The organism is Chitinophaga sp. CF118 (assembly GCF_900112615.1).
Lineage (GTDB): Bacteria > Bacteroidota > Bacteroidia > Chitinophagales > Chitinophagaceae > Chitinophaga.
The window spans coordinates 191,650-214,153 of the sequence record NZ_FOMK01000001.1 but is presented as its reverse complement, the minus strand read 5'-3'; the positions used below and the strand labels follow the sequence as shown (position 1 = coordinate 214,153).

Below are 22,504 nucleotides of genomic sequence, written 5' to 3'. Positions count from 1 at the left end.
ATTATAATTTGTCGCATATTTGCAACGCTAAAATTATTGTTAACATATAAAGAGAATGGTTTGTCTGCATTACCATCAGTAGCGGTTGTTATTCTGAACTGGAACGGGCGTAGTTTCCTGGAGAAGTTTCTGCCTTCTGTTTGCAGATCCACTTATGGAAATCTGCAGCTGTATGTGGCAGATAATGCTTCTACAGATGATAGCGTGGCATTTGTACGTACGCATTTTCCTGATATAAAGATCATTCTGAACAACGAGAATAACGGTTTTGCAGGAGGATATAATACGGCTTTACAGCAGGTGAAAGCAGATATTTATGTGTTGCTGAACCAGGATGTAGAGGTTGAGCCCGGCTGGATTGAACCTGTAGTAGCACAGATGCAGCGGGACCATCACATCGCTGCCTGCCAGCCCAAACTTCGTGCTTATCATGCCCAAACCGAATTTGAGTATGCAGGAGCGGCAGGGGGCTGGATGGATATACTGGGTTATACTTTCTGCAGGGGCAGAATCTTATATACAACGGAAGAAGATGAGGGCCAGTATGATGATGCACAAGATATCTTCTGGGCTAGTGGGGCTGCTTTGTTCATCCGTTCCTCCTGTTTTCATCAGATGCATGGTTTCGACGCTGATTTCTTTGCTCATATGGAAGAAGTGGATCTCTGCTGGCGGCTGCAAAGGGCCGGTTACAGGATCTGTTATTGCCCGGAATCTATTGTTTATCACGTGGGAGGGGGGAGCTTACCCCAGGGAAATCCCCGTAAGCTGTACCTCAACTTCCGGAACAACCTGATGATGCTATGGAAGAACCTGCATCCGGCAGACAGGTGGATCATATTAACACAACGCTTCTTCCTGGACGTACTGGCGGCTGTGAAAAGCCTGGCAGCTGGTAAACCGGCAGATATGAGAGCTATTTTCAGGGCTTACCGGCATTATTGCAGGTGGCGCCGCAGCTATGATCGCTTAAAATACCCGCTGCCAGATAAGAAATTGCTGGAACTGACAGGGGTATTTCATGGTATTATGATCTGGAGGTATTATTTCCTGAACAGAAAGACTTTCAGGACGTTGGAAAAATAACTCATTTTCCTTTGATTATTATCTGACATGATGTAAGTTTGCAATGCGAAAATAATAGCTATGGAACATAATACTGTTGAGAACAAGAACGACTTTACCAATAACTGGGTATCATCTTCCCGGTTCCTCTTTTACATAACAGTGATCTGCCTGCTTTGTTTTGTGTTGGGTGGATGCTATAATCTCTTTAAACACCGTTACCAGGGTAAACCAGAAGTGGTAGTACCTGAAAACACGCTGTACAATCCTAAGTATAAATAAGTAATTAGCGATATTTCTTTTGAACCCCCTCGGCATTGCCAAGGGGGTTTTTCTATTATACAGAAACCTGATTTTGGAGCGAAGGATCTTTAAAATGAAGAAATCCGGATCAGGTACAATTAATCTACCCATTAGTGGGAATTCATGCTTTAAATCTTATTGCGTAACCTGGATCATGCACTAAAATTGCATGGATAATTGTTAATTTTAAAGAAGAAGATTTTAATTTTCGATTGTTTTCTCATAATGCTTTCGGGGAGAGTTAATAGCAAGTTCGTAGTGAGTCTATAGTTGCTTCGTAGGTTGAACACCCTTTGGACGTACCTTGAACACCCTTAGTTCGCATCAATCTGTTTAAAGGGTGTTCAAGGTATGTTTTACGTGTGTTCTGCCTATAGATCCTCATTGACACCAGATATTAACCACCATAAACCGGTCATAAACAAATATAAAAGTCATATTGTCCGGTGAAAATGTAATCCCAATAAACAATTGATTCAAAGTAACAGTAAGGAAATAAGATGAAAGACAGGAAAGCGACAGCATATTCTTTTTCCCGGGACAGGAATGTATAAAAGGCTTTAAATCCAGACAGAAAAACAGTCTATTAAGTGGGGCTTTGAAATACAACTTTCCGGATAGACTTTCAGAAAAAAGAACTTACGAAACAACACAGCCATAAATGAAAAAAGTCCTGATATTTTGCAATATCAGGACTTTTTATGAGCGGAAGACCGGGCTCGAACCGGCCACCCCGACCTTGGCAAGGTCGTGCTCTACCAAATGAGCTACTTCCGCAAGTGTTTTTTTATAAAAGAACTTTGTTGTTTTTCCCGATTGGGATTGCAAATGTAAGATATTGTTTGAAATCACAAAATAAATTGTTCCATTTTTTTTAAATAATTGTAAATAATTATACGATTAAATTAGTTGTATAATTGACAATTATTTTTTCTATCTTAGCTACTGTTCCACGTCTTCACCGTAACTACGTTATTAATATAATAGAACATGATGAAAAACAGAGTCTCTCTTTTACTACTATTATTGTCAGTTTTTTCCGTGCATGCACAAAATACTGCCAGCCTTGTTATACAAGGTAAATCGGACCACACTATCAGCCGGCATATTTATGGCCATTTTTCTGAACACCTGGGCCGGTGTATTTATGATGGCTTTTGGGTAGATCCTAACCTGAACGTCCCTAAAAAAGACAGGATCAGGCTGGACGTAGTGGAAGCACTAAAGAAAATCCAAATACCTAATCTTCGCTGGCCAGGCGGCTGCTTTGCAGATGAGTACCACTGGCGGGATGGGATTGGTCCACGGGAACAACGCCCTAAAATGGTGAATACAAACTGGGGTGGGGTGACTGAAGATAACAGCTTTGGTACGCACGAATTCCTGGAACTTTGCGAACTGTTGCATTGCGAACCTTATGTATCTGCCAACGTGGGTAGCGGTACTGTAGAGGAAATGGCCAAATGGGTAGAATACATGAACTTTGATGGAGTGAGCCCTATGAGTACCATCCGTAAAGAGAATGGCCACCCAGCGCCCTGGAAAGTGAGTTTCTGGGGAGTGGGTAATGAAAGCTGGGGATGTGGTGGTAATATGACACCTGCTTTCTATGCAGACCAATATCGCCGCTATGCTACCTATGCAAGAAACTATCCGGGAGCACCTCTGAAAAAAATTGCAAGCGGAGCCAGCGACTTTGATTATAACTGGACAGAAACCTGTATGAAACAGATCCCTGCCGGACAGTTATGGGGATTAACCCTGCATTATTATACTGTTCCGCAAACCTGGAACGATAAAGGTTCTGCTACCAACTTTGATGAAAAACAGTATTTCACTACCATGAGAAAATGTCTGATGATGGACACCCTCGTCATCAAACATTCAGCTATCATGGATAAATACGATCCTAAAAAGAAAGTGGCACTTGTAGTAGATGAGTGGGGTATCTGGACCAATGTTGAGCCAGGTACAAATCCGGGTTTTCTGTATCAGCAGAACAGCTTACGGGATGCCCTGATTGCCGGTTCTACCCTGAATATCTTTAACAATCATAGTGACCGTGTAAGAATGGCAGCCCTGGCACAAACCATAAACGTGCTCCAGGCTCTCATCCTTACCGATAAAGAAAAGATGCTGCTTACACCTACCTACTATGTGTTTGATCTCTATAAAGTGCATCAGGATGCACAATACCTGCCCATGGAACTGAACAGTCCTGCGTATACTTCCGGTAATGAGCAGATCCCTTCCGTGAATGTTTCTGCCTCACGTGATTCCACAGGTGCTGTACACATCTCTTTCGTAAACATAAATCCTAAAGAAAAGATCACAGTAAGTACCAGCCTTAATGGGGTACAATGGAAAACAGTAAGCGGACAGATCCTGACCGCGACGAAGTTTACTGACATAAATACATTTGAACAACCAGACAAAGTACATATTGTACCTTTTGCGGGAGCTAAGAAACAAGGAGATAAACTGGTAGTAGAATTACCTGCTGAGTCAGTAGTAGTACTGGAACTAAAGTAATATCTAATTAATAATGCCTGGAAATGATCAGAGCATTACCAACTGTTCATAATGAATATGGTCCGCCGTAAGGCGGACCATATTCATTATGAACAGTTGGGCATAACTAAAATAAAGTATAGGTATTGCCTAAAGAGCGCGATTGCAATCAATCGATAATGCTATAATACAAATACTTCATCGCAACATACAGAAGGCTTCTTCCCAGGGTTTGCCACACGCCATGCCGGTATATTCTGCAAACAACGGCCTGTCACCCGGATAAAACGTGTACTCACCGACAGTAGCTGGAAATGAAAGTTGTTGATCTTAACAGCATAATCTTCTTCAGATACCGGTATAACCTGCTTTCCGGCAGGCGTAAAGGTTATACCATCTTTAGATGTTTCTATAATAATATCAGAAGGATTAAAGATGTAATGCCTTGGATCCTGTAAAAAGTTCATCCGCACTTCTTTTACTGTCTGCACTTTCCCGATATCAATAGTGGCTACCAGGTCTTTCCCATATATGAACAGCCAGTTAATACTAAAGTCATTATCGCCCTGTAACCCATCTGTAAGAGTTCTTTCCTTTTTAGCAGGATATTCTTCTGAATATGGATTGGCAAGTACTACCGGTGCCCTGAAGGACAGGCTGTTGATCCATTTACGGGCAAAGGTGGTTTCCCATCCTTGTTGATAGGCATCCAGACTTGGTCCTCCTTCCGCTAATTCTTTTACACCTGCTTCTTTGCATTGAGCTATGAATTTCTTCACCCGCTCAGGCCATCTTGGATTGACGATATATTCAGCGGAGCTGTTTCCCGGAAGCAGGTAACCATATTTCTCAGTACCAAAGAAACGTGACTGTTGAAGTACCGTATATTCAAGTGGCAGCCTTGCAGCATACACACGACTCAGGAATCTACTATTGCCTTCAGCGGCCTTTTCAGCTTTGTCCAGTAATGTAGAATACTGATCTATTGCTTCCGCAGAAAGATAATTGATGAAATTATTAACGGGATTACCGTAAATATCCAGTTGTGTTTTGGTGTTATGCAGATTGGTGGTAAGTGCCTGCATATATTGCCCTATAAACGTACCTGCTTTCCCGTAATAACCATTCAGGAAATCTATAGTAAGATCTTCATATTTCAGTGCGGGATTCCAGAGCAGCTTTGCCTGTATATAACTGTTGAAAGGAGCCATATCACTGTAAGTCTCCGCGCTGCCCTGTGAGAAAACTCCCTTTACCTTATTGCCAATAAGATATTGCAGATTAGGTTGCAGATTATTGTAATCCGGGAATGGTGCCAGGTAGTTTGTGAATTGTGTAGTATAATCCCAGAGGAAAATATTGTCAGTGATAGCGCCCCATCCTTTCAGGTTTTTTCTGAAGGCTGCAGCAGAAGGAGTGGAGCTGATAGGACCCTGACGGTAAACATCAATGCTGCTGAGCATGATATATACATTGGAGGTCGGCTTGGTTTGCTGCGGAGGTTTGGATGTATGCAAATATGCTAAGGTGGTAAATTGCTGTGAAGGAAATTGTGCCGCCACACGATTCACAAAACGGATCAGGGAACCTGAAGGACTACCTTCTTCTGCATTCGCTTTACTGCATTTATCACAGGTACAAAAGCTGCTGCCATCTTCTGCAGCAATGGACCAATATAATGCGTCCGGATTATCTGCTATCGCTTTACGGAAATAATCTACAGTAATATTAAAAACATCTTCATTGCTCAGGCATAATTGTGTTGCTTCCCTTTTACCATTGACCAGTGAATAGTATTCAGGATGTGAAGCAAAATATGTTTTAGGAGGAACAAGCTTAAAAAAGGAATGCCCCCATAATCCCCATAGATCTTCAAAGCGATGCAACTTATGCCATTCCAGGTATTCATTATCGAATGCATTAGGGTAATAAGTTTCCCTGTAGACCAATGCTGGCTCCTGCTTATCCATTAGCTGCTTTGCAATATGGATGTTTTTATCAACAGGTAGGCTGGTAGGTATATCAGCATACTTCCTGCATCCGAAGTAATCTTCCAGTAATGTATAAACACCGTATATAACACCTTTACCACCACCGCCTTTAATATAAAGGTATTTATAGTCCGATGCAATGAAGAAACTTTCGTTCTTCAGTTTGCCGGTATTGAACTTCTCCGAATGACCAGTATTACCAATGAAAATAGCAGGTTGCATTGTGTATGCAGTTTCTGTGATAATATTCAGAGACACACCGGAAATACGTTTCAGATAATCCTGCAATATTGTTGCCGCACGTTTTTCGTTTCTGGAAGCAGCTTCCGGTAATACTATCACATAAGTTGTGACGCCATTTGCTATAATTTCGATATCACCCTGGGGCGATTTACAACCGTTATATGTAAGCAGGGTCATGAATAGTAGTAATGTATGCATCATCCGGAACATATAAAAAGAGTGATTAGAATTTACGTTGTAGCATAATGTAAAGATCGTATTGGTTCTGGTAATTCGTAGTAGCAATCTTCTGATTGATCCATGTTCCAAATAATCCTACTGTAGTGCGATATTTAAATGTTTTCTGATAACCTGCACCTACACTGCGGGTCAATAATCCTGCCAATTGCGGGAACTGTACTAACCGGCTTCTGTCATCGGGAGAAGTTCCCAGTCCTGCATTGAAAGAAAGGTAATCCTGCTGCCGGTTCATATAATAGCGTGTAGTGAGGTTGAAAGATGTATATGATTTGGAATCACCGTTGATATAATACGCGCGGAAGTTTACCCAGAAGTCTTTCCAGGTTTTCGCAATGGAAGCCACACCGGAGATAGTGTTAGAGCTGTCTGCATTCAGGTAGCGAACCCCCAGTTCCCCTTCAAAATTATGTTTGAACGTTTTGAATATGGAATATGCCAGTCGCATTTTTGCAAAGGCCACTTCATTTGAATATGTTGCCAGCGCATAGGAATATAATTTAGGATTGTGGATGTAATACAATTCCGCTTCACCCTGTAAGCCGGTACCCTCTGCACGACCGGCGTAGTTCAGTCTTGCCGCATAAGATCCCCGCTTAATAAAGTGACGGTATTCCAGGGTAGCAATGTTGTATTTGCTATCTGAATAGTCGTAGCTGGAATGCAGGAAGTACATGCCAAATTGATCTTTCATGGTTTTGCTGTGCAGGTAATCTGCATAATCAATATTGGCAGGCGTATTATGCACTTTTACAACCGAGTCTGCAGTTTCTGCTGCAGGGGCATACATCTTCAGAAATTCAAGTGTTGTAGCACGTTTTTGCAGGAAAATTTCGGTGTCGGGATAATACCGGAGTCCCTGGTTTGCATAGAGTAATGCACTATCATATTCCTTCCTGGTGTTGAATATATTGATGGTATACAGTAAAGTCATAGAATCTTTCCTGTTGATCGCAAGGATCTGTCTGAAATTTGCCAGTGCACTGTCAAGCGAATTATTCTTCATGGCATTGTTTCCTGCAGCCAGCAATCCATCTGTATAAGCGGTTCTGTATTTGATTGTGAAAGGATAACGTTGCATCAGCTGATAGGTGATTGCATTTGCTTCGTCATAGCGTTTCATATCAGTAAGGATACCTGCTTTTTTCAGCAGGAGTTCTTTGTTGCCCGGATAATATTGTAAAGCCTGATTGGCGTAGAGCAATGCGCTGTCTGGTTGGCCTACGGCTGCTTTCAGGTTAATAAGATAATTCAGTGCATCTGTATTATTGGGCGCTTGCGCGATAACTGCACGAAACTGACCCGCAGCAAGATCATACTCTTCCGACTGCATCAGGATGCGGCCTGCAGTAAGACGGAGGTCTACCAGGTTGGCTGTGAATTTCTCATCCGAAGGATATTTATTTAACAGCTGTTCAGCAATTTCTGCAGCTTCATCATATTGCCCCATATCTGCCAGTACGCCGGATTTCTTAATCAGGAAGCGTATGTTATCGGGATAGGAGGCAATCGCTTTATCCAATACCTGTAATGCACGCCCAGGATCTTTCTGTGTGATGTAGGTATTTGCAAGCATATCAAGAGCAGTAGTATCTGAAGGATCTGCCTGTAATGCTTTCTCAAATTCCGCCAACGCAAGATCATACTGTTGCTGTGCAAGATAATCACGGCCACTGGCTATTTTCAATGCAGTAAAGTGACTTCGGAGATCTGCTGAAGAAGGATTGCTCTGCCGTAGTTTTTCTGCAAGGGCAGCAGCTTCTGTAAATTTCCGGTCGTTCTCCAGTATATCCATTTTCAAGTTAAGTAACCGCTGATCATTCGGATTGTTTTTCAGTCCTCTGTTGATCCAGATAAGGGCTTCACGATAAGCACCTCTGGACATACTCATGCCAATTAGCTTGTCCAGCGCCTCCCTGTTACCGGGGTTCTTTTCCAGTATACCCTGATAAAGCAGGTAGGGGTCTGTGTTTGCATACCAGGCAGCGGCTTCCATGCGAAGGGGTGTTTCAAGACTACGTGCTTTCGCATCGTTTGGATAACGTTTGAGGATCACTCCCAGCATGTTGATTGCTTCTGCATAATCATGCATATCCTGCAAGAGTCCTAACTTGCGCATCATCAGGTCGTATGATTCCGGATTGCCGGCTAATCCGGCATTTACCCGTTCAATGGCTTTTGTATAACTGCCACTTCTGATATACATGCTGGTGATGGCATCTTTTGCTTCTGTATTACCAGGGTTCAGTATTAATGCTTTTTCGTAGTTCTGTTGGGATAGCAGATCATTCCCTCTTACCTGGTAATAATGTCCTGCCAGCAGGTAGTGGCCGGTATATGCTTTCTGAATGGTGGTATCTGAAGCAAATTTATCCAGCAGGGCATTAGCATATATACCTCCCTGGTAGAAATTTTCTGCAACATCCAGGATTGCCAGTTTCTTCAGCATCAGATCCTTGTCTCCGGGAAAATGATACAATCCTTCATCCACATAACATTCTGCTTCTTCGTATTTTTTATCGCTGATTTCAATATTGGTAGCATGCAGGTATGCATCCCTGTACAGCGGATCTTTTTCAAGTACTTTTTTTACATATTTCCTGGCCATTGCTTTATTACCGGTAAGAAGGTAAAGTTTGCCCAGTAATAATTCCTGATCAGTGAAATCAGCTCTTCTATTCAGCGCCTCTTTGGATAGCTGTATAGCTTTCTGATAATGTTGCAGGTTTGTTTCCTTTACAGCTTCATTATAAAGGTCATCTGCATCCTTTCCTTTTTTGAAAAGCTGTGCCTGTGTCTGTAATGAAAAACAGAGCACTGAAACAACCAGTATATATTTAAAAACGAACATCATATGTTTGCAGGTTTCTTCTTCCCAAATCCCTGGCGTTGCATATTACCCCAACTATGCTTTTTGCCTATCATGAAAAAATAATAACCACGCAGGGCAAAGAATACGATGAAGGGATGGTATACAAAAGGTTCAATAAAAGCCATTAATGCTAATCCGATCACCTCTTTCCACGTTTGATAATAATGATAGGTTTTCTGGTCCCACAAAATAGCTAGTGTGGTAATCATTACTGAATAGAAGTATACGAATAACAGCAGGATGAATGCGTAATGCCAGTTTATATTACCGGTAATGATGAGGTAGATATAATATAGAATCCCACTAAATTCAATGATAGGAGCGAGAAATTCGAAGAACAGGTTGTAAGGCAATACTACCATCCCAAGTTTCTTATAACGGGGATTAAAGATCACCTTGCGGTGTATGGTGATGATCTCTGCCAGTCCACGTCCCCAGCGGGTACGCTGCCGGCTGAATACCTTCATGTTTGGAGGTCCTTCTGTCCAGCATTGTGTAGTAGGAATATATCGGATAGTATATTTCAGTTTGTTATCGATCATGTAAGTACACATGCGCGTAACCATATCCATATCTTCTGCAAAGGATTTACTGTCGTATCCGCCAGCTTTAATTGCAATATCTTTATCAAAGAGTCCTAATCCTCCGGATACATTAGGTACACAGTTGATCATGCTCCAGCCCATTTTGCCCAGCACATAAGCACGCAGGTATTCCATCTCCTGGAAGCGGGGCAGCCATTTTTCCGGCGGGCGCACCCGGGTAATCACTCCTTCATCTATTTCGCAGGAATTGGCAATGCGTAAAGTAGCGCCGGTAGCAATAACGCGTATACTGTCTTCTACCACATGTATGTAACCGCATTCGGGACAGGGATCACCGGTTTCTTTGATCTTATTATGCTCCTCATCCATGAAGGGTTTGATCATACGCAAAAGCGTATTCTTTTCAATGATACAATCCACATCCGTGCACAGGAAATAGTTATATGCAGCAGCATTGATCCCTGCATTAGAGGCATCTGCCTTGCTTTTACCATTCACTTTATCTATCACCACCAGCTTGTCATATGCGCTGTTAGCCGATTTGAACAACCGTTTTACAGGCTGTGATTTAATACGTTCATTATAGGCAAAGTCTACCTGCACAAGTTGAAACTCATCAATCAGTTTTTGCAAAGTATCATCTGTACTCCCATCATTCACGATGATTACTTCAAAGCGTGGGTAGTTAAGTGTGAGCAGTGAGCGCACATTAGAGATGATTGTTACTGCTTCATTGAAGGCCGGAGCTATAATAGAGATGCCAGGCGCCAGTGGCGACTGCAGCATTTGATTGTAATCTACATAACTGCTCTTCCGCTGGAATTTAATGATCCCACGGAGAGAAAGCAGCGCCAGCAATGCATACATGAACAGCATGGTACAGCCATACACGAATACAAAGCCTTCATAAAAATTATTAAACAGTTCCAATATCTTAGTCCATTTAAATTATAATTCTATTTTGTCGTTGCCGCAGATGTACTCTGGAATCCTCTTCGTTGCATATTTCCCCAAACACTTTTTTTACCTGTGAGGAAGTAGAAATATCCCCGTAATGCGAATATTACTATTAAAGGATGATAGAAGAAAAATTCCATAAAGGGAGTCATGCAGAGGCTAGCAACTTCCAGCCATGTTTTATAATACCTGAACGTTAGCTGATCCCACAATATGGCAATAGTGGTGATCATTACAGAATAGGTATATACAACAAGCAGCAGAATGATGGCCATAGGCCAGTTGATGAGCCCCAGGCAGCTCATGACAATATAATAGATAATACCAGTGAATTCTATAATAGGAGCCAGTAATTCAAAGAAGAAATTATAAGGAAAAATGATCATTCCCATTTTACCGTACCGTGGGTTCAGAAACATGCTGAAGTGGGCCGTCATGAGTTGTGCAAGTCCTCTTGACCAGCGGCTGCGCTGACGGTTAAATACTTTTATGGACACCGGAGCTTCTGTCCAGCAGAGCGTTTTAGGAATATAACGGATGGCATAATCGATCTTGTTATCATATGAATAACGGCACATCCTTGTCATCAGTTCCATATCCTCTCCAAAAGAACTATGATCATATCCACCACTACGAATGGCCACTTCTTTATCGAATAATCCTAGTCCGCCAGATACGTTGGGCACACAATTGATCAGGCTCCATCCCATTTTTCCCAGAACGAAAGCCCTTATGTATTCTACCTCCTGGAAGCGTGCAAGCAATTCCCGTGGCGGACGCATGCGCGTCATTACACCATGATCGAATTCGCAGGAGTTGGCAATACGTAGTGTAGCGCCGGTAGCAATCACCCGTTTCTTTTCTTCCTGCATTACCGGTTTGATCAGTTCAAGCAGCGTGTTTTTATCGAGAATACAATCCACATCCGTACACACAAAATAATTGTATGCAGCTGCATTAATAGCAGCATTGGAGGCATCGGCTTTACTTTTACCATTTACTTTGTCTATCACCATCAGTTTAGCATAAGCCTGATTGGTAGATTTATAGATCCCTCTTACCGGTTGGGTTTGTATTTTAGCATTATAAGCGAAGTCAATTTTTATCAGTTCAAATTCATTGATCATCTGTTGCAGGCTGTCATCTGTACTCCCGTCATTGACGATGATGATCTCATACTTTGGATAGTTAAGTGTTAACAGGGAACGTACATTGGAGATAATAGTCATCCCTTCATTGAAAGCAGGAGCAAGAACGGTAATGCCAGGAGCAAGAGGTGATCCCAGAAGTGTAGTATCCTGGTTGAACTTTTCTTTCCTGGCATATTTCCTTACAGCAATGATGGAGAATACTGCCAGCATTGCATACGTAAAGAGTAACACCGAACCATACACAAAAACGGTGCTCTCATAAATTTTCGCCAGCATCTCCCATATACTACTGCTTTCCATTCCCAACTAGAATTTTATTAAAGGATTCATGCAATGTTTCAAGATCAGTTTGTTTTCTGAAGTAGCAGTATCTATCAGCTCCTGGATCAGGCCTTTGGCAGCCCAGGCGTTTTTGATCAGCGATTTTGCAGCATGTTTGCGTACTTCAAAATCGGTAGCGTGAAGAAATTCCAGTCGTAGAAAATCAACATGTTTACCACTGCTAATACGGCCTATGGCTTTCAGTATTTCCAAACGGCAGTTCAGCGGCTGACTGTTATACATATGCACAAGTTTGTCTTGCACATCATCTATTTTCAGCTTACCCAGACAGTTGATTGCATCTGCCCGCAGGTAATGATCTTTTGTATTCAGCAGGTTGGTAACTGCGGGCACTGCACTGAGCTGATTATAATGTACTACCAGTTTCAGGCAGAAAGACACAATTGTTTTATTGGTAGAATAGGTGATCCACTGTGCAAAGTTGGGGATGGCAATATGTTCTGTTGTAGAAATAATTCTGAAGAGTTCTACCTGGTCCCACAGCAGCAGTGGTTCTGTTACTACATCGAAGAATTTGAAAGGTTCATTTTTACTTAGTTTAATATAGGCATGCCTGGCGGCAGCGCGCAATTCCCGGTTATTGCTGTTGGTGAGTGGCAGAATGGTTACGTCTGCTATAGACATATTCATGTTGGTAAGTTCTGCCAGTGCCTGTACTTTTTTATCCCAATTATGGGATTTCATTTTCTTAAGAGAATCTTTATCCAGCTCCAGTTGAATATAGAGATTACGGAACTGTTCGCCCATGGAACCACGCACATTACTCCTGTAATGGATAAGCCGGTTTATCAATGCTTCTCTTGCCCAGCGGTGTTTAAACACCGGCAGTTGAAACCCTTCTATATTCAGTTGTACCTGCTCTGCTGGTATATCACTGGCAAGCTCTTCATTCAGCAGGATATTATTCATCAGCAGGTCGTCGATAACCGGATGCAGGAGCTTTAGTTTTTTTTCACGGCGGTAAGCCTTGCATCTTCCACGCAAAATAGACAGGTAAGCAAGGATAGTAAATGTTACGGCGACTACAATAAATATGAAAGCTATTTGTATACTTAAAGGTGCATACCTGAATTCATAAAAGCTAAACTCCATATCTGGATTCGGTCAATTAGTCAATAGTAAGAAAAAGCATTTTTTACAGGCTATATTGCATCAATAACCTTTTAACCCGGACCAGGAGCTCGCCTGGAATAACAGGTTTTTTCAAAAAGTCATCAGCTCCCAGTTTGAATCCTTCGATAATCATATCTTCATTTCCAGCATTCGAAACAATAATTACAGGAATTGGTTTGCCTTCTTTTCTGTTTTTTACTTTACTCAATATTTCAAAACCATTTGCATAAGGCATCATAATATCGGTAATGATCAGGTCGAAATTGTAGTTGGTATCTTCAAGACGCAGAAAGGCTTCTTTTCCGTTGATAACATGTTCAATCTGATATTCTTCTTTGCGGAGGATCCTTTCCAGAATTTTTGGCATCACTTCATCATCTTCAACTAACAGAATTTTACTCATACATTGGTTTTTTATAGTCATAGCTGTTGTGGGATTACAACCCAGTTAAGCCTTAAGCATATGGTTTTAAAATGTGCGATAATATTATACCAGGGAATTAGCGTGTGGCTGAAATGTTGTTTATAGTATTAATTGTTCACTTATATACTTACTATAAATCAGCCAGTTGGACTTTTTAAAGAAAAATATGACAATCCCTCATATTAAAAATGTTTTTAACTCATCTATTACGAAATGCAATGCGCTCTCTATATTCACATATATGTTATTACATCTAAGTTACCACCCTCTTACCAAATAAAACAATATTATGTGTATAAATATACGTCTGGTTGCTGCCAATTAAGACTGTTTTTATCAAAGTAAATCTTACTTATATGTGTAAGATGTTAGAAACATATATTGTCCTATCTTGTATTTTTTTCAACAAAATTGAAATGATTTTCGTTAACTGTTGATATACAATCGATAGCCGAGTTCTTTTAATATTATATTTGTTTAGTTATTATTAACGGTTCAAATATGGGTATTCCTTTAAAAAAACGCTTATACTTTGGTTTCGGGCTTGCACTTGTGCTGATAGTTGCAGGGGGGATTTTTTCCTATATTACTTTTAACAAGCAACAAACAGAGGCTAAATTGGTGGAGCATTCCTATGAGGTGATTACAATGACGCAACGTATTAACCGGTACGTATATGAAATTGAAATTGCAGAAACGGCCTACAGAAATACGCATGTGTTTAAATATCTTGATACTTATTTCGAGTTACATCCTAAGATATTGCCCCTGGTAAATGACCTGAAAAAAATGGTTGCCGATAATCCGCAACAGATGAAACAGGCAACGAAGATGGAGAATGATATGATCCGGTTGTTGAATTTCTGGGAAAGCCTGAATGTGCGGAATGATACTAATTATGTATTTAGTCGCGGACTGGAAATAACATCAAAAGAAAAGGAATATTATGATGCTGTACATAGTGAATTGACGGGCATTATCGGTCATGAACAAGATCTGTTATTTACCAGAAACCGGGCTGATGAAAGTTCTGTAAAAAGGGCTGCTACTACGTTGGCAATAGATACCATTTTTACTTTACTGGTAGCAATTGCATTAATGATCCTGTCTTTCTCCGAGATCGGTAACAGGGTAAAAGCGCAGGAGGAATTGCGCATTAACCTGGATGAAGTGGTTATGCTTAATAAGAGTGCCAATGAGAATAACTGGTTACTCACGGGCGTGACCAGGATCAACGAGAGTTTGCAGGGAGACATTGGGCAGAAACCACTGTCCGCTAATTGCTTACAGGCCATAGTAACATACCTGGGGTTGCCTGCAGGCGCATTTTATTGTTTTGATGAAATTACAGGGACGTTGCGTTTGAGCGCCGGTATAGCATTACCCCTTACTGTAAAACAGGAATATGCTTTGAAGGAGGGTATCGTAGGTGAAGCAGGCACACAGAAAGATGTGGTAGTGGTAAATAATATCCCTGCTAACTTCTGGCAAATTGAAGCGGGTAGTGGAGAAACATTACCTGGTGCGGTAATCTGCTTACCGCTGTGGCAGGAGGATAAGCTTATAGGATTAATAGAACTGGCCGTTTTTAAAGAGGTGCCTCAAAGGAAGCTGGATTTATTGCATACCACAGCCAATGCGATTGCTGTGGCTATGAAGGCTGCAGCAACAAGGGAAAAGGTGATGACTCTTTTACAAAGAGTACAGGAACAGAAGGAGATTCTGGAGGCACAGCAGGAAGAGTTGCGGCAATCAAATGAAGAACTCACCCGTCAGTCTGAAGTATTACAGACCTCTGAAGAAGAATTGCGGGTGCAGGAAGGAGAACTCCGACAGGTGAATGATGAAATGAAAGTGCAGAACAAGGCTCTGGAAATCACCCGTCAACAGTTATCTATTAAGGCGGAAGAGCTGGAGCAGAGCAGTACTTACAAGTCTGAGTTCCTGGCCAATATGTCGCACGAACTGCGTACACCGTTGAACAGTGTACTGATCCTGGCCCGTTTGCTCGAAGAGAACAAAGGTAACAACCTGACCAGTAAACAAATAGAATATGCCAGCATTATCCATAAATCCGGTTCTGATCTGCTTAAACTGATCAACGATATTCTCGACCTGTCTAAAATAGAGGCGGGTAAGGTAGAAATGCAGATCGAAGATGTATCGGTGCAATCAATGGTCAAAGACCTGGATCAGTTGTTCCATGTAGTGGCGGAAGAAAAGAATATCCGGTTTATCTCTTCAATAGCAGACGGGGTGCCTGAAACCATCCATACAGACAAACAGCGGCTGGAACAGGTGATAAAAAACCTTTTATCCAACGCATTCAAGTTTACACCAAAAGATGGCAGAATAAAAATGCATTGGGAAGTAAAACCCGATGGCCTGCACATTTCAGTTGCAGATAATGGTGGCGGTATCGCAGCAGATAAGAAACAACTTATTTTTGAAGCCTTTCATCAGGCAGATGGTTCTACGAGCCGCAAATACGGAGGTACCGGTCTGGGACTTTCCATCAGTAAAGAATTGATGAAAAGACTGGGAGGAGAGATCCTTCTGGAAAGCGAGGAAGGATTGGGAAGTACTTTTACGGTAGTGATTCATAGTAATGGGGTGCAGCCCCTGCGGGGAACCATTAAGGATCCGGTTGTAACAGAAGCCCTGCTACCGTTAATGCAGCTCCCCGAAACAACGCAAAAGATAGAAGATGACCGTGACCAGTTCGGTAAACAGGATAAGCTGATTCTTATTATTGAAGATGATGTCAACTTTGCGGTTATCCTGCGGGATTTTGCCAGGGAAAAAGGATATAAAACAATTATAGCACTGAACGGTAATGACGGCTTATACTTTACCCGTAAATACATGCCGGAGGCTATCCTCCTGGATATGAACCTGCCATTGATTGACGGTATGAGTATCCTCAAAATCTTAAAGAATAATGAAGATCTGAAACATATCCTGGTGCATGTGATATCCGCAGGAGGGATCTCTCTGCAAGTGAGGGATAAAATTCAGGGATATACTCAGAAGCCATTGCAGATGGCAGATCTTGAGTCGGTATTCACTGGTATCAATGAGCAGTTGCAGGGCCCGTTCAAAAAAGTTCTTGTTGTTTCTGATGGAGTATTGCAATACCATCCTTCTCTGCAATCGCTTAGTGATGAAAGACAGATGCAGACACAATATCACCGGGTAACGACGATGGAAGATGCGGAACAGGAATTGAAGGATAAACATTACGATGCCATTATTCTTGACTTAAGTATTGACATTCGTAATGGTATAGTAAAGCTGGGCAGACTGCGGCTAATGACGGGCAGCAAAGAGAAACCGATCATTGTATATCTCAATCATGATATTTCTGAAGCAGATGAATTACTGTTGAAGAGAGATGCAGCAGCAATTGTAAGAAATTCCACGTTTTCTACAGACAGGTTAATGGATGAACTGGAATTATTCCTGTATAAGCTCAAAGAAACAAATACTTCTCTCAAAAAAGATGATAACCCGTTAACAGAAAAGAGCCTGGAAGGGAAGAAGGTGCTATTGGCTGATGATGATATGCGGAATGTATTCTCGTTAAGTGCTTTGTTGGCAGAGTATGGGATGGATGTAGTGACTGCCGCTGATGGAAAGGATGCATTGGCAAGATTATCAGAGAATCCGGATGTAAGTATTGTACTGATGGATATTATGATGCCTGAAATGGATGGATATGAAGCGATCCGTCAGATACGGATGAACAGAAGTTTTAAACAGTTACCTGTAATTGCTTTAACGGCAAAGGCTATGACCGGGGATCGTGAAAAGTGTATTGCTGCAGGGGCATCCGATTATATTGCGAAACCAATAGACAGTAGTAAGCTGCTTTCTTTAATGCGGGTGTGGATGGTATAACCATTTTTTATGGAACATATTTCAGATGCAGACTTCCTGGACATTATTAATATTGTAAAGCTGCAATATGGTTATGATTTTACTGGTTATGTTCAGGCTTCCCTGAAACGTCGTGTTCTTCGCTTTATGGGCCGGACAAATATTTTAACGCTTTTTGATCTTAAACATCAGCTGGTGAATAACAGTGATCTGTTTACCCAATTGGTGCAATATATTACAGTGAACGTAACAGAAATGTTCCGTGATCCCCCTTTTTATCGCACTTTAAGGGAAGATGTGTTGCCCAAACTGGCGGCTTATCCTAATATTAAAATATGGCATGCTGGCTGTGCTACCGGTGAAGAAGTGTACTCAATGGCTATCCTGTTACAGGAAACCGGCCTGTTGAACAGAACAAAATTATATGCAAGTGATCTGAATCCCATGAATCTGGAAAGAGCGGCGGCGGGTATTTTACCGTTAGATAATATGAAAGATTATACGTATAATTATATTCAATCCGGAGGCCTGGCAGATTTCTCCAATTATTATACTGCCAGGTATGATAATGTGATTATTAAAAAAGAACTGAGAACGCAGATAAATTTCTTTCAGCACAACCTTGTTACAGATACCGTGTTTAATGAATTTCAACTGATCTGTTGCCGGAATGTGTTTATTTATTTCAACAGGGATTTACAAAGTCATGTGTTGAACTTGTTCTATGATAGTTTATCGCCCCGGGGATACCTTGCATTGGGTATCAAAGAATCCATGAGGATTGCAGATGTACATGGAAAGTTCGAAACGGTAAATGGACCGCATAAAATATATCGTCGTAAAGTGTGATCATTTATGAAAGGCAAATATGACATCATCACAATAGGAGGGTCTGCAGGAAGCCTGGTAGTATTAAGCAGCATTCTGGATGGCCTGCCCGATCTTATGCGGGTACCTGTGGTGATCATATTACACCGGCTCAGAAATGTGGAAAGCGAAATGGGACATTTGCTGTCGGCTAAAAAGTTAATCAGAGAGCCAGAGGATAAAGAAGCGATCATAGATTATCACTTCTACCTGGCCCCGCAAAACTATCACCTGATGATAGAAGCTGACAAAAGCTTTATGCTGGATTATTCGGAACTGGTCAATTACAGCCGCCCCTCCATAGATATGACCTTCAGTTGTGCGGCTGAGGTGTACGGTAGCAGAGCATTGGGTATTCTGCTTAGCGGGGCTAATAAAGACGGTGCGGCTGGTTTATGTCAGATCATAGCTGCCGGTGGTACGGGCATTGCACAGGACCCCCAAATGGCTGCTTTTGAGGTTATGCCACAGTCTGCTATTGACCTCTGTCAAAATGTAAAAGTTTTAACGATTGACGAAATAATAAAATTTATAATTTCTGAAACGTAAAGAGTGCATAATTCGTAAGTACTAATTAACCAGCCATTAAGATGAGTATGACTAAAAAATTTACCATCCTGTTGGTAGATGACCGAATGGAAAACCTTCTTTCCCTGGAGCAGATGCTCCTGGCAGAGAATAGAAATTTTATACAGACTACTTCCGGAAATGAGGCATTAAAAGAGGTGCTGAAGAATGACGACATAGGATTGATCATGCTGGATGTACAGATGCCCGGTATGGATGGCTTTGAAGTGGCACGGCTGTTAAAGACTAATCCCAGAACTAAGGATATCTCAATCATTTTCGTAACAGCCATAAACAAGGACGAGTCTTATGTATTGAAAGGATTTGAAAAGGGAGGAGTGGATTATTTGTCTAAACCATTGGACATTAATCTTACCAGGGCAAAAGTGGATGTATTCGAGAGATTATTTTTTTACCAGCATGAATTAAGACAGGCATTAAAAGACAAAGAACAGATCAATGGTCAATTGGAGCGTTTTATGCACGTGGTGGCACACGACCTGAAATCGCCGCTTTCAGGAATTACAGGACTTCTGTCACTGATGAAGGAAGAACAGGAGATCAAAGATTCCGATTTCCTGCTGGAATATACAAATATGGCTATTGACGCCACCTCCCGGCTTGCAGATATGATCACAGCAATCCTGGATTATAGCCGGGAACACCAGTTGCATCAAAAAGAGGAAGATGTGGATATCAGAAAAATGCTGGAGGAACAGGTTAAATTACTTTTTCCTCCTGCTCATGTGAAGATCAGTATTGGGGATGATATGCCTGTTATCCATACCAGCAGGCAAAAATTGCAACAGGTGTTCCAGAACCTGATCAGCAATGCCATTAGATATAATGACAAGGCAACTACCAATATAGAGGTGGGATGTAATGAAAATGGAGAATTCTATAATTTTTATGTAAAGGATAACGGTCCCGGTATTGAAGGGAAGGACAATGAACGGATTTTTCGGTTATTTGAAACACTAGATGAAGGTGATGAAAGAGGAACAGGTATTGGCCTGAACATTCTGAAATTATTAGTAGAAACACAGGGTGGCAAAGTGTGGGTGGAGTCAACGTTAGGTGACGGGAGTTGTTTCTACTTCCAGTGGAGAAAATAATAATTGTCAAGAATATGAAAACCTATGTGCAACTAACAGGATTAATCCTGCTCCTGCTGACTATCAGCCAGTATCCTTTAATGGCGCAAAGAATTGCCACCAATCTGAACATCGTTTTTATTGGAAACAGCATCACTCATGGTGTTTTACTATCTGATCCTTCTTCCCAGGCGCCACCGGCAAAGGCAGCAGCTTACCTGGAAAGACAGTCTGGTATAGGAAGGGTTTCTTTTTCCAACCAGGGTGTAAGTGGTTTTACTACAGTAGATTTTCTTCCCTCCACAGGCACTGCTTTTAATAAAGTAGCTGCCGCCGCCAAAGGTTATATGGCCGATGAAACAGCTGTACTGATCTTTTCTATCATCCTGGGTACGAATGACAGTGCTATACAGGGTCCTAATGGCTCACCGGTATCTCCGGAAAATTACCGTAAGAATCTGGAAGCCATTGCCAATAAATTATTGACTGATTACCCCAGATGCAGGGTTATTTTCCATTACCCCACCTGGTATAGCCCTAATACCTATAATGGAGCAATATATCTGCAGGCTGGGCTGGACAGGCTACAGACCTACTTTCCCGAAATAGATGCACTGGTAAAGGATTATCATAAAACCTACCCCGGACAAGTTTCTGTTGGAGATAAGCAGGCTTTTTCGTATTTTAAAAAACATTATCTAACAGATTTGCAGGGAGAGGAAGGCTGGCAGGGTGTTTTTTACCTTCATCCAAACAGGCAGGGAGCTGCTGTATTGGGAGAGTTCTGGGGAAAAGCCATCTATAAGGCAGTCCGGTGAAATGCAACTCAATAAAAAATTTTGTAAACGATGCAATTGACCTCATACTCCGGTGGTAATAAGGCAGAGAATCAATCTTCACGGGAAGAAAACATAGTACATACTGGTTCCGGAGGTGCATTTGAAGGAACTGAACGCCCGGCGAAAGAGATGGACCGGGAAGAAAGTGATGAACATCTGGACGAAAGGCTGGAAAGTGATGATGAAACCAGGAGAAAACGTCCGCCTGCTTATTAAGCAGATACACGATCTATGTAAAAAAAAGAAACCGGCACTAAAGGAATAAAGCGCCGGTATTTCATTTTGCATTGTTCGTAAACGAAGATGATAGTTTCACCCCTGAGGGATCGCTATTTAATATGTATAATGTTTTCTTTATAGTAATAATCAATGTTGCTGATTATTGACAGCATTCTTAGTACCGTATTGATTTCATCCGATCTCATGATATGCCCGGTAACTACTTTACCGGCAATAGCAGGATTATCAAATGTTATCTGCACATCAAACCACCTTTCCAGCACCGGGATGATCTCTTTCAGAGTTTTATGTCTGAAGATGTACTGATCTTTTAGCCAGGCCAGGTCATTTTCTTCATCAAATACACATGTATCGATCTCTTTGTTTGCTGTAACCGTAGCCTGATAACCGGGTTTGAGCAACACTTCACTTTTATCTGTTTTCATTTTAACGGCTCCTTCCGTCAATGATACTGTCACTTTCCCCGAATCATAACTGTTCACATTAAAGGATGTTCCCAGTACCTGTACAACTGTATGTTGCGTATGCACGATAAAAGGTAACGTCGGATTCGCAGCTACTTTTATAAAAGCCTCTCCGGTGATAGTGATTTCCCTGCTGCTTCCGGAAAAGCGAAAAGGAAATTGCAGTTGACTGCCACTGTTCATCCACACTACTGTACCATCTGCGAGCCGGATACGATAATCTTTTCCTGCCGGTACTATGATTGTGCCTTTTGCACTGTTTTCCTCGTTTGCTTTGTAGGAGAGTAACCCATTTGTATTGCTTAAAGCAATCGTACCATGATCTGTTGTCTGTTCATGAATACTATCTGAAAGGTTTACCTGTTCTCCATCTGCCATTTGCAGCAGTACTTTTTTGGAAGCATCTGCTATTCTATTATTTTCAACAGGAGAGGCAGTATGCATAATCACGTAAATGAATATACCCACGCCCACCAGCATTACAACACTAAGGAACAAGGTCTTCTTTTGTCGCACACGCCGTTGTTTGCGGCGGATCATTTCTTCACTTACAGTTGCCAGTAATGATTCCGTATCAAAGTTTTGCAGTGCCTCCTGCTGAAAAGGAGCTGCAAAATCTGCCTGGATCTCATTCCACAAAGTCCACACTTCAGGATCACTTTCTATCAGCGAGTTGATATATCCTTCTTCCTTTTCTTCCAGGGATCCGGTAAGTTTTAATAGCAACAACTGATATATGGTTTCCCGTTGAATATCCATTTCAAACAGGAGTGACAATTTATGTCAAAATCATTTACTGG

General features: G+C 41.6%; 16 protein-coding genes and 1 tRNA gene. 9 read left to right on the top strand and 8 right to left on the bottom strand.

Features of this window, described 5'->3' with window-relative positions:
- Positions 1–36 precede the first annotated feature (36 nt).
- Both BM176_RS00680 and BM176_RS00675 read left to right on the top strand, forming a co-directional pair.
- Complete coding sequence (locus BM176_RS00680; RefSeq protein ID WP_255373393.1) at positions 37–1,086, top strand: glycosyltransferase family 2 protein; 1,050 nt, start codon at positions 37–39, stop codon at positions 1,084–1,086.
- Between the two features lie 60 nt (positions 1,087–1,146).
- Positions 1,147–1,347 carry a hypothetical protein gene (locus BM176_RS00675; protein ID WP_090098555.1) on the top strand — a complete coding sequence of 67 codons (201 nt, stop codon included), beginning with the start codon at positions 1,147–1,149 and terminating at the stop codon, positions 1,345–1,347.
- 725 nt (positions 1,348–2,072) lie between these two features.
- Here the strand turns inward: BM176_RS00675 and BM176_RS00670 are convergent.
- Positions 2,073–2,145: transfer RNA gene (locus BM176_RS00670), tRNA-Gly, on the bottom strand.
- A 213-nt stretch (positions 2,146–2,358) separates the two neighbouring features.
- Between BM176_RS00670 and BM176_RS00665 the strand changes: the two genes are divergently transcribed.
- On the top strand, positions 2,359–3,900 hold the full coding sequence (locus BM176_RS00665; protein WP_369823682.1) for an alpha-N-arabinofuranosidase: 1,542 nt from the start codon (positions 2,359–2,361) through the stop codon (positions 3,898–3,900).
- A 161-nt stretch (positions 3,901–4,061) separates the two neighbouring features.
- Here the strand turns inward: BM176_RS00665 and BM176_RS00660 are convergent, their stop codons facing one another.
- From BM176_RS00660 to BM176_RS00635, 6 genes are read right to left on the bottom strand one after another with little or no spacing between them, the layout of a single operon-like run.
- A complete protein-coding gene (locus tag BM176_RS00660; protein WP_177230259.1) occupies positions 4,062–6,314 on the bottom strand; it encodes a DUF4838 domain-containing protein in 2,253 nt (750 codons plus the stop codon).
- A gap of 22 nt (positions 6,315–6,336) precedes the next feature.
- On the bottom strand, positions 6,337–9,204 hold the full coding sequence (locus BM176_RS00655) for a tetratricopeptide repeat protein (RefSeq protein WP_090098551.1): 2,868 nt from the start codon (positions 9,202–9,204) through the stop codon (positions 6,337–6,339).
- Entirely contained in the window at positions 9,201–10,697 is a 1,497-nt protein-coding gene (locus BM176_RS00650; RefSeq protein ID WP_090098548.1) for a glycosyltransferase family 2 protein, read from the bottom strand. The genes BM176_RS00655 and BM176_RS00650 overlap by 4 nt, the downstream gene beginning before the upstream one ends.
- Positions 10,698–10,723: 26 nt before the next feature.
- The gene (locus tag BM176_RS00645) at positions 10,724–12,175 is read right to left on the bottom strand and encodes a glycosyltransferase family 2 protein (RefSeq protein ID WP_090098546.1); all 1,452 of its coding nucleotides are present in this window, start codon (positions 12,173–12,175) and stop codon (positions 10,724–10,726) included.
- Between the two features lie 6 nt (positions 12,176–12,181).
- A complete protein-coding gene (locus BM176_RS00640; RefSeq protein ID WP_090098544.1) occupies positions 12,182–13,309 on the bottom strand; it encodes a HEAT repeat domain-containing protein in 1,128 nt (375 codons plus the stop codon).
- Positions 13,310–13,352: 43 nt separating this feature from the next.
- Positions 13,353–13,733 carry a response regulator gene (locus BM176_RS00635; protein WP_090098542.1) on the bottom strand — a complete coding sequence of 127 codons (381 nt, stop codon included), beginning with the start codon at positions 13,731–13,733 and terminating at the stop codon, positions 13,353–13,355.
- A 522-nt stretch (positions 13,734–14,255) separates the two neighbouring features.
- On the opposite strand from BM176_RS00635, the gene BM176_RS00630 reads away from it, so the two are divergent.
- From BM176_RS00630 to BM176_RS00605, 6 genes are read left to right on the top strand one after another with little or no spacing between them, the layout of a single operon-like run.
- On the top strand, positions 14,256–17,654 hold the full coding sequence (locus tag BM176_RS00630; protein ID WP_090098540.1) for a hybrid sensor histidine kinase/response regulator: 3,399 nt from the start codon (positions 14,256–14,258) through the stop codon (positions 17,652–17,654).
- A 9-nt stretch (positions 17,655–17,663) separates the two neighbouring features.
- Positions 17,664–18,482: a CheR family methyltransferase gene (locus BM176_RS00625; protein WP_090098537.1), complete on the top strand. Its 819-nt coding sequence runs from the start codon at positions 17,664–17,666 to the stop codon at positions 18,480–18,482.
- A gap of 6 nt (positions 18,483–18,488) precedes the next feature.
- Positions 18,489–19,049, top strand: a complete 561-nt coding sequence (locus BM176_RS00620; protein WP_090098536.1) for a chemotaxis protein CheB — start codon at positions 18,489–18,491, stop codon at positions 19,047–19,049.
- 41 nt (positions 19,050–19,090) lie between these two features.
- Positions 19,091–20,182, top strand: a complete 1,092-nt coding sequence (locus tag BM176_RS00615) for a sensor histidine kinase (protein WP_255373392.1) — start codon at positions 19,091–19,093, stop codon at positions 20,180–20,182.
- A gap of 14 nt (positions 20,183–20,196) precedes the next feature.
- Positions 20,197–20,979 carry a GDSL-type esterase/lipase family protein gene (locus tag BM176_RS00610; protein WP_090098522.1) on the top strand — a complete coding sequence of 261 codons (783 nt, stop codon included), beginning with the start codon at positions 20,197–20,199 and terminating at the stop codon, positions 20,977–20,979.
- A gap of 30 nt (positions 20,980–21,009) precedes the next feature.
- Complete coding sequence (locus BM176_RS00605) at positions 21,010–21,216, top strand: hypothetical protein (protein ID WP_090098520.1); 207 nt, start codon at positions 21,010–21,012, stop codon at positions 21,214–21,216.
- 113 nt (positions 21,217–21,329) lie between these two features.
- Here BM176_RS00605 and BM176_RS00600 read toward each other — a convergent pair whose 3' ends face one another.
- On the bottom strand, positions 21,330–22,481 hold the full coding sequence (locus BM176_RS00600) for a FecR family protein (RefSeq protein ID WP_143097664.1): 1,152 nt from the start codon (positions 22,479–22,481) through the stop codon (positions 21,330–21,332).
- Positions 22,482–22,504: the final 23 nt, after the last annotated feature.

What these genes read in the sequence shown, in the direction of transcription:
- BM176_RS00615 (WP_255373392.1), top strand. Translation starts at nt 19,091, where the DNA reads ATGAGTATGACTAAAAAATTTACCATCCTGTTGGTAGATGACCGAATG.
- BM176_RS00665 (WP_369823682.1), top strand. Translation starts at nt 2,359, where the DNA reads ATGATGAAAAACAGAGTCTCTCTTTTACTACTATTATTGTCAGTTTTT.
- BM176_RS00635 (WP_090098542.1), bottom strand. Translation starts at nt 13,733, where the DNA reads ATGAGTAAAATTCTGTTAGTTGAAGATGATGAAGTGATGCCAAAAATT.
- BM176_RS00625 (WP_090098537.1), top strand. Translation starts at nt 17,664, where the DNA reads ATGGAACATATTTCAGATGCAGACTTCCTGGACATTATTAATATTGTA.
- BM176_RS00640 (WP_090098544.1), bottom strand. Translation starts at nt 13,309, where the DNA reads ATGGAGTTTAGCTTTTATGAATTCAGGTATGCACCTTTAAGTATACAA.
- BM176_RS00675 (WP_090098555.1), top strand. Translation starts at nt 1,147, where the DNA reads ATGGAACATAATACTGTTGAGAACAAGAACGACTTTACCAATAACTGG.
- BM176_RS00630 (WP_090098540.1), top strand. Translation starts at nt 14,256, where the DNA reads ATGGGTATTCCTTTAAAAAAACGCTTATACTTTGGTTTCGGGCTTGCA.
- BM176_RS00620 (WP_090098536.1), top strand. Translation starts at nt 18,489, where the DNA reads ATGAAAGGCAAATATGACATCATCACAATAGGAGGGTCTGCAGGAAGC.
- BM176_RS00645 (WP_090098546.1), bottom strand. Translation starts at nt 12,175, where the DNA reads ATGGAAAGCAGTAGTATATGGGAGATGCTGGCGAAAATTTATGAGAGC.
- BM176_RS00660 (WP_177230259.1), bottom strand. Translation starts at nt 6,314, where the DNA reads ATGATGCATACATTACTACTATTCATGACCCTGCTTACATATAACGGT.
- BM176_RS00605 (WP_090098520.1), top strand. Translation starts at nt 21,010, where the DNA reads ATGCAATTGACCTCATACTCCGGTGGTAATAAGGCAGAGAATCAATCT.
- BM176_RS00610 (WP_090098522.1), top strand. Translation starts at nt 20,197, where the DNA reads ATGAAAACCTATGTGCAACTAACAGGATTAATCCTGCTCCTGCTGACT.
- BM176_RS00655 (WP_090098551.1), bottom strand. Translation starts at nt 9,204, where the DNA reads ATGATGTTCGTTTTTAAATATATACTGGTTGTTTCAGTGCTCTGTTTT.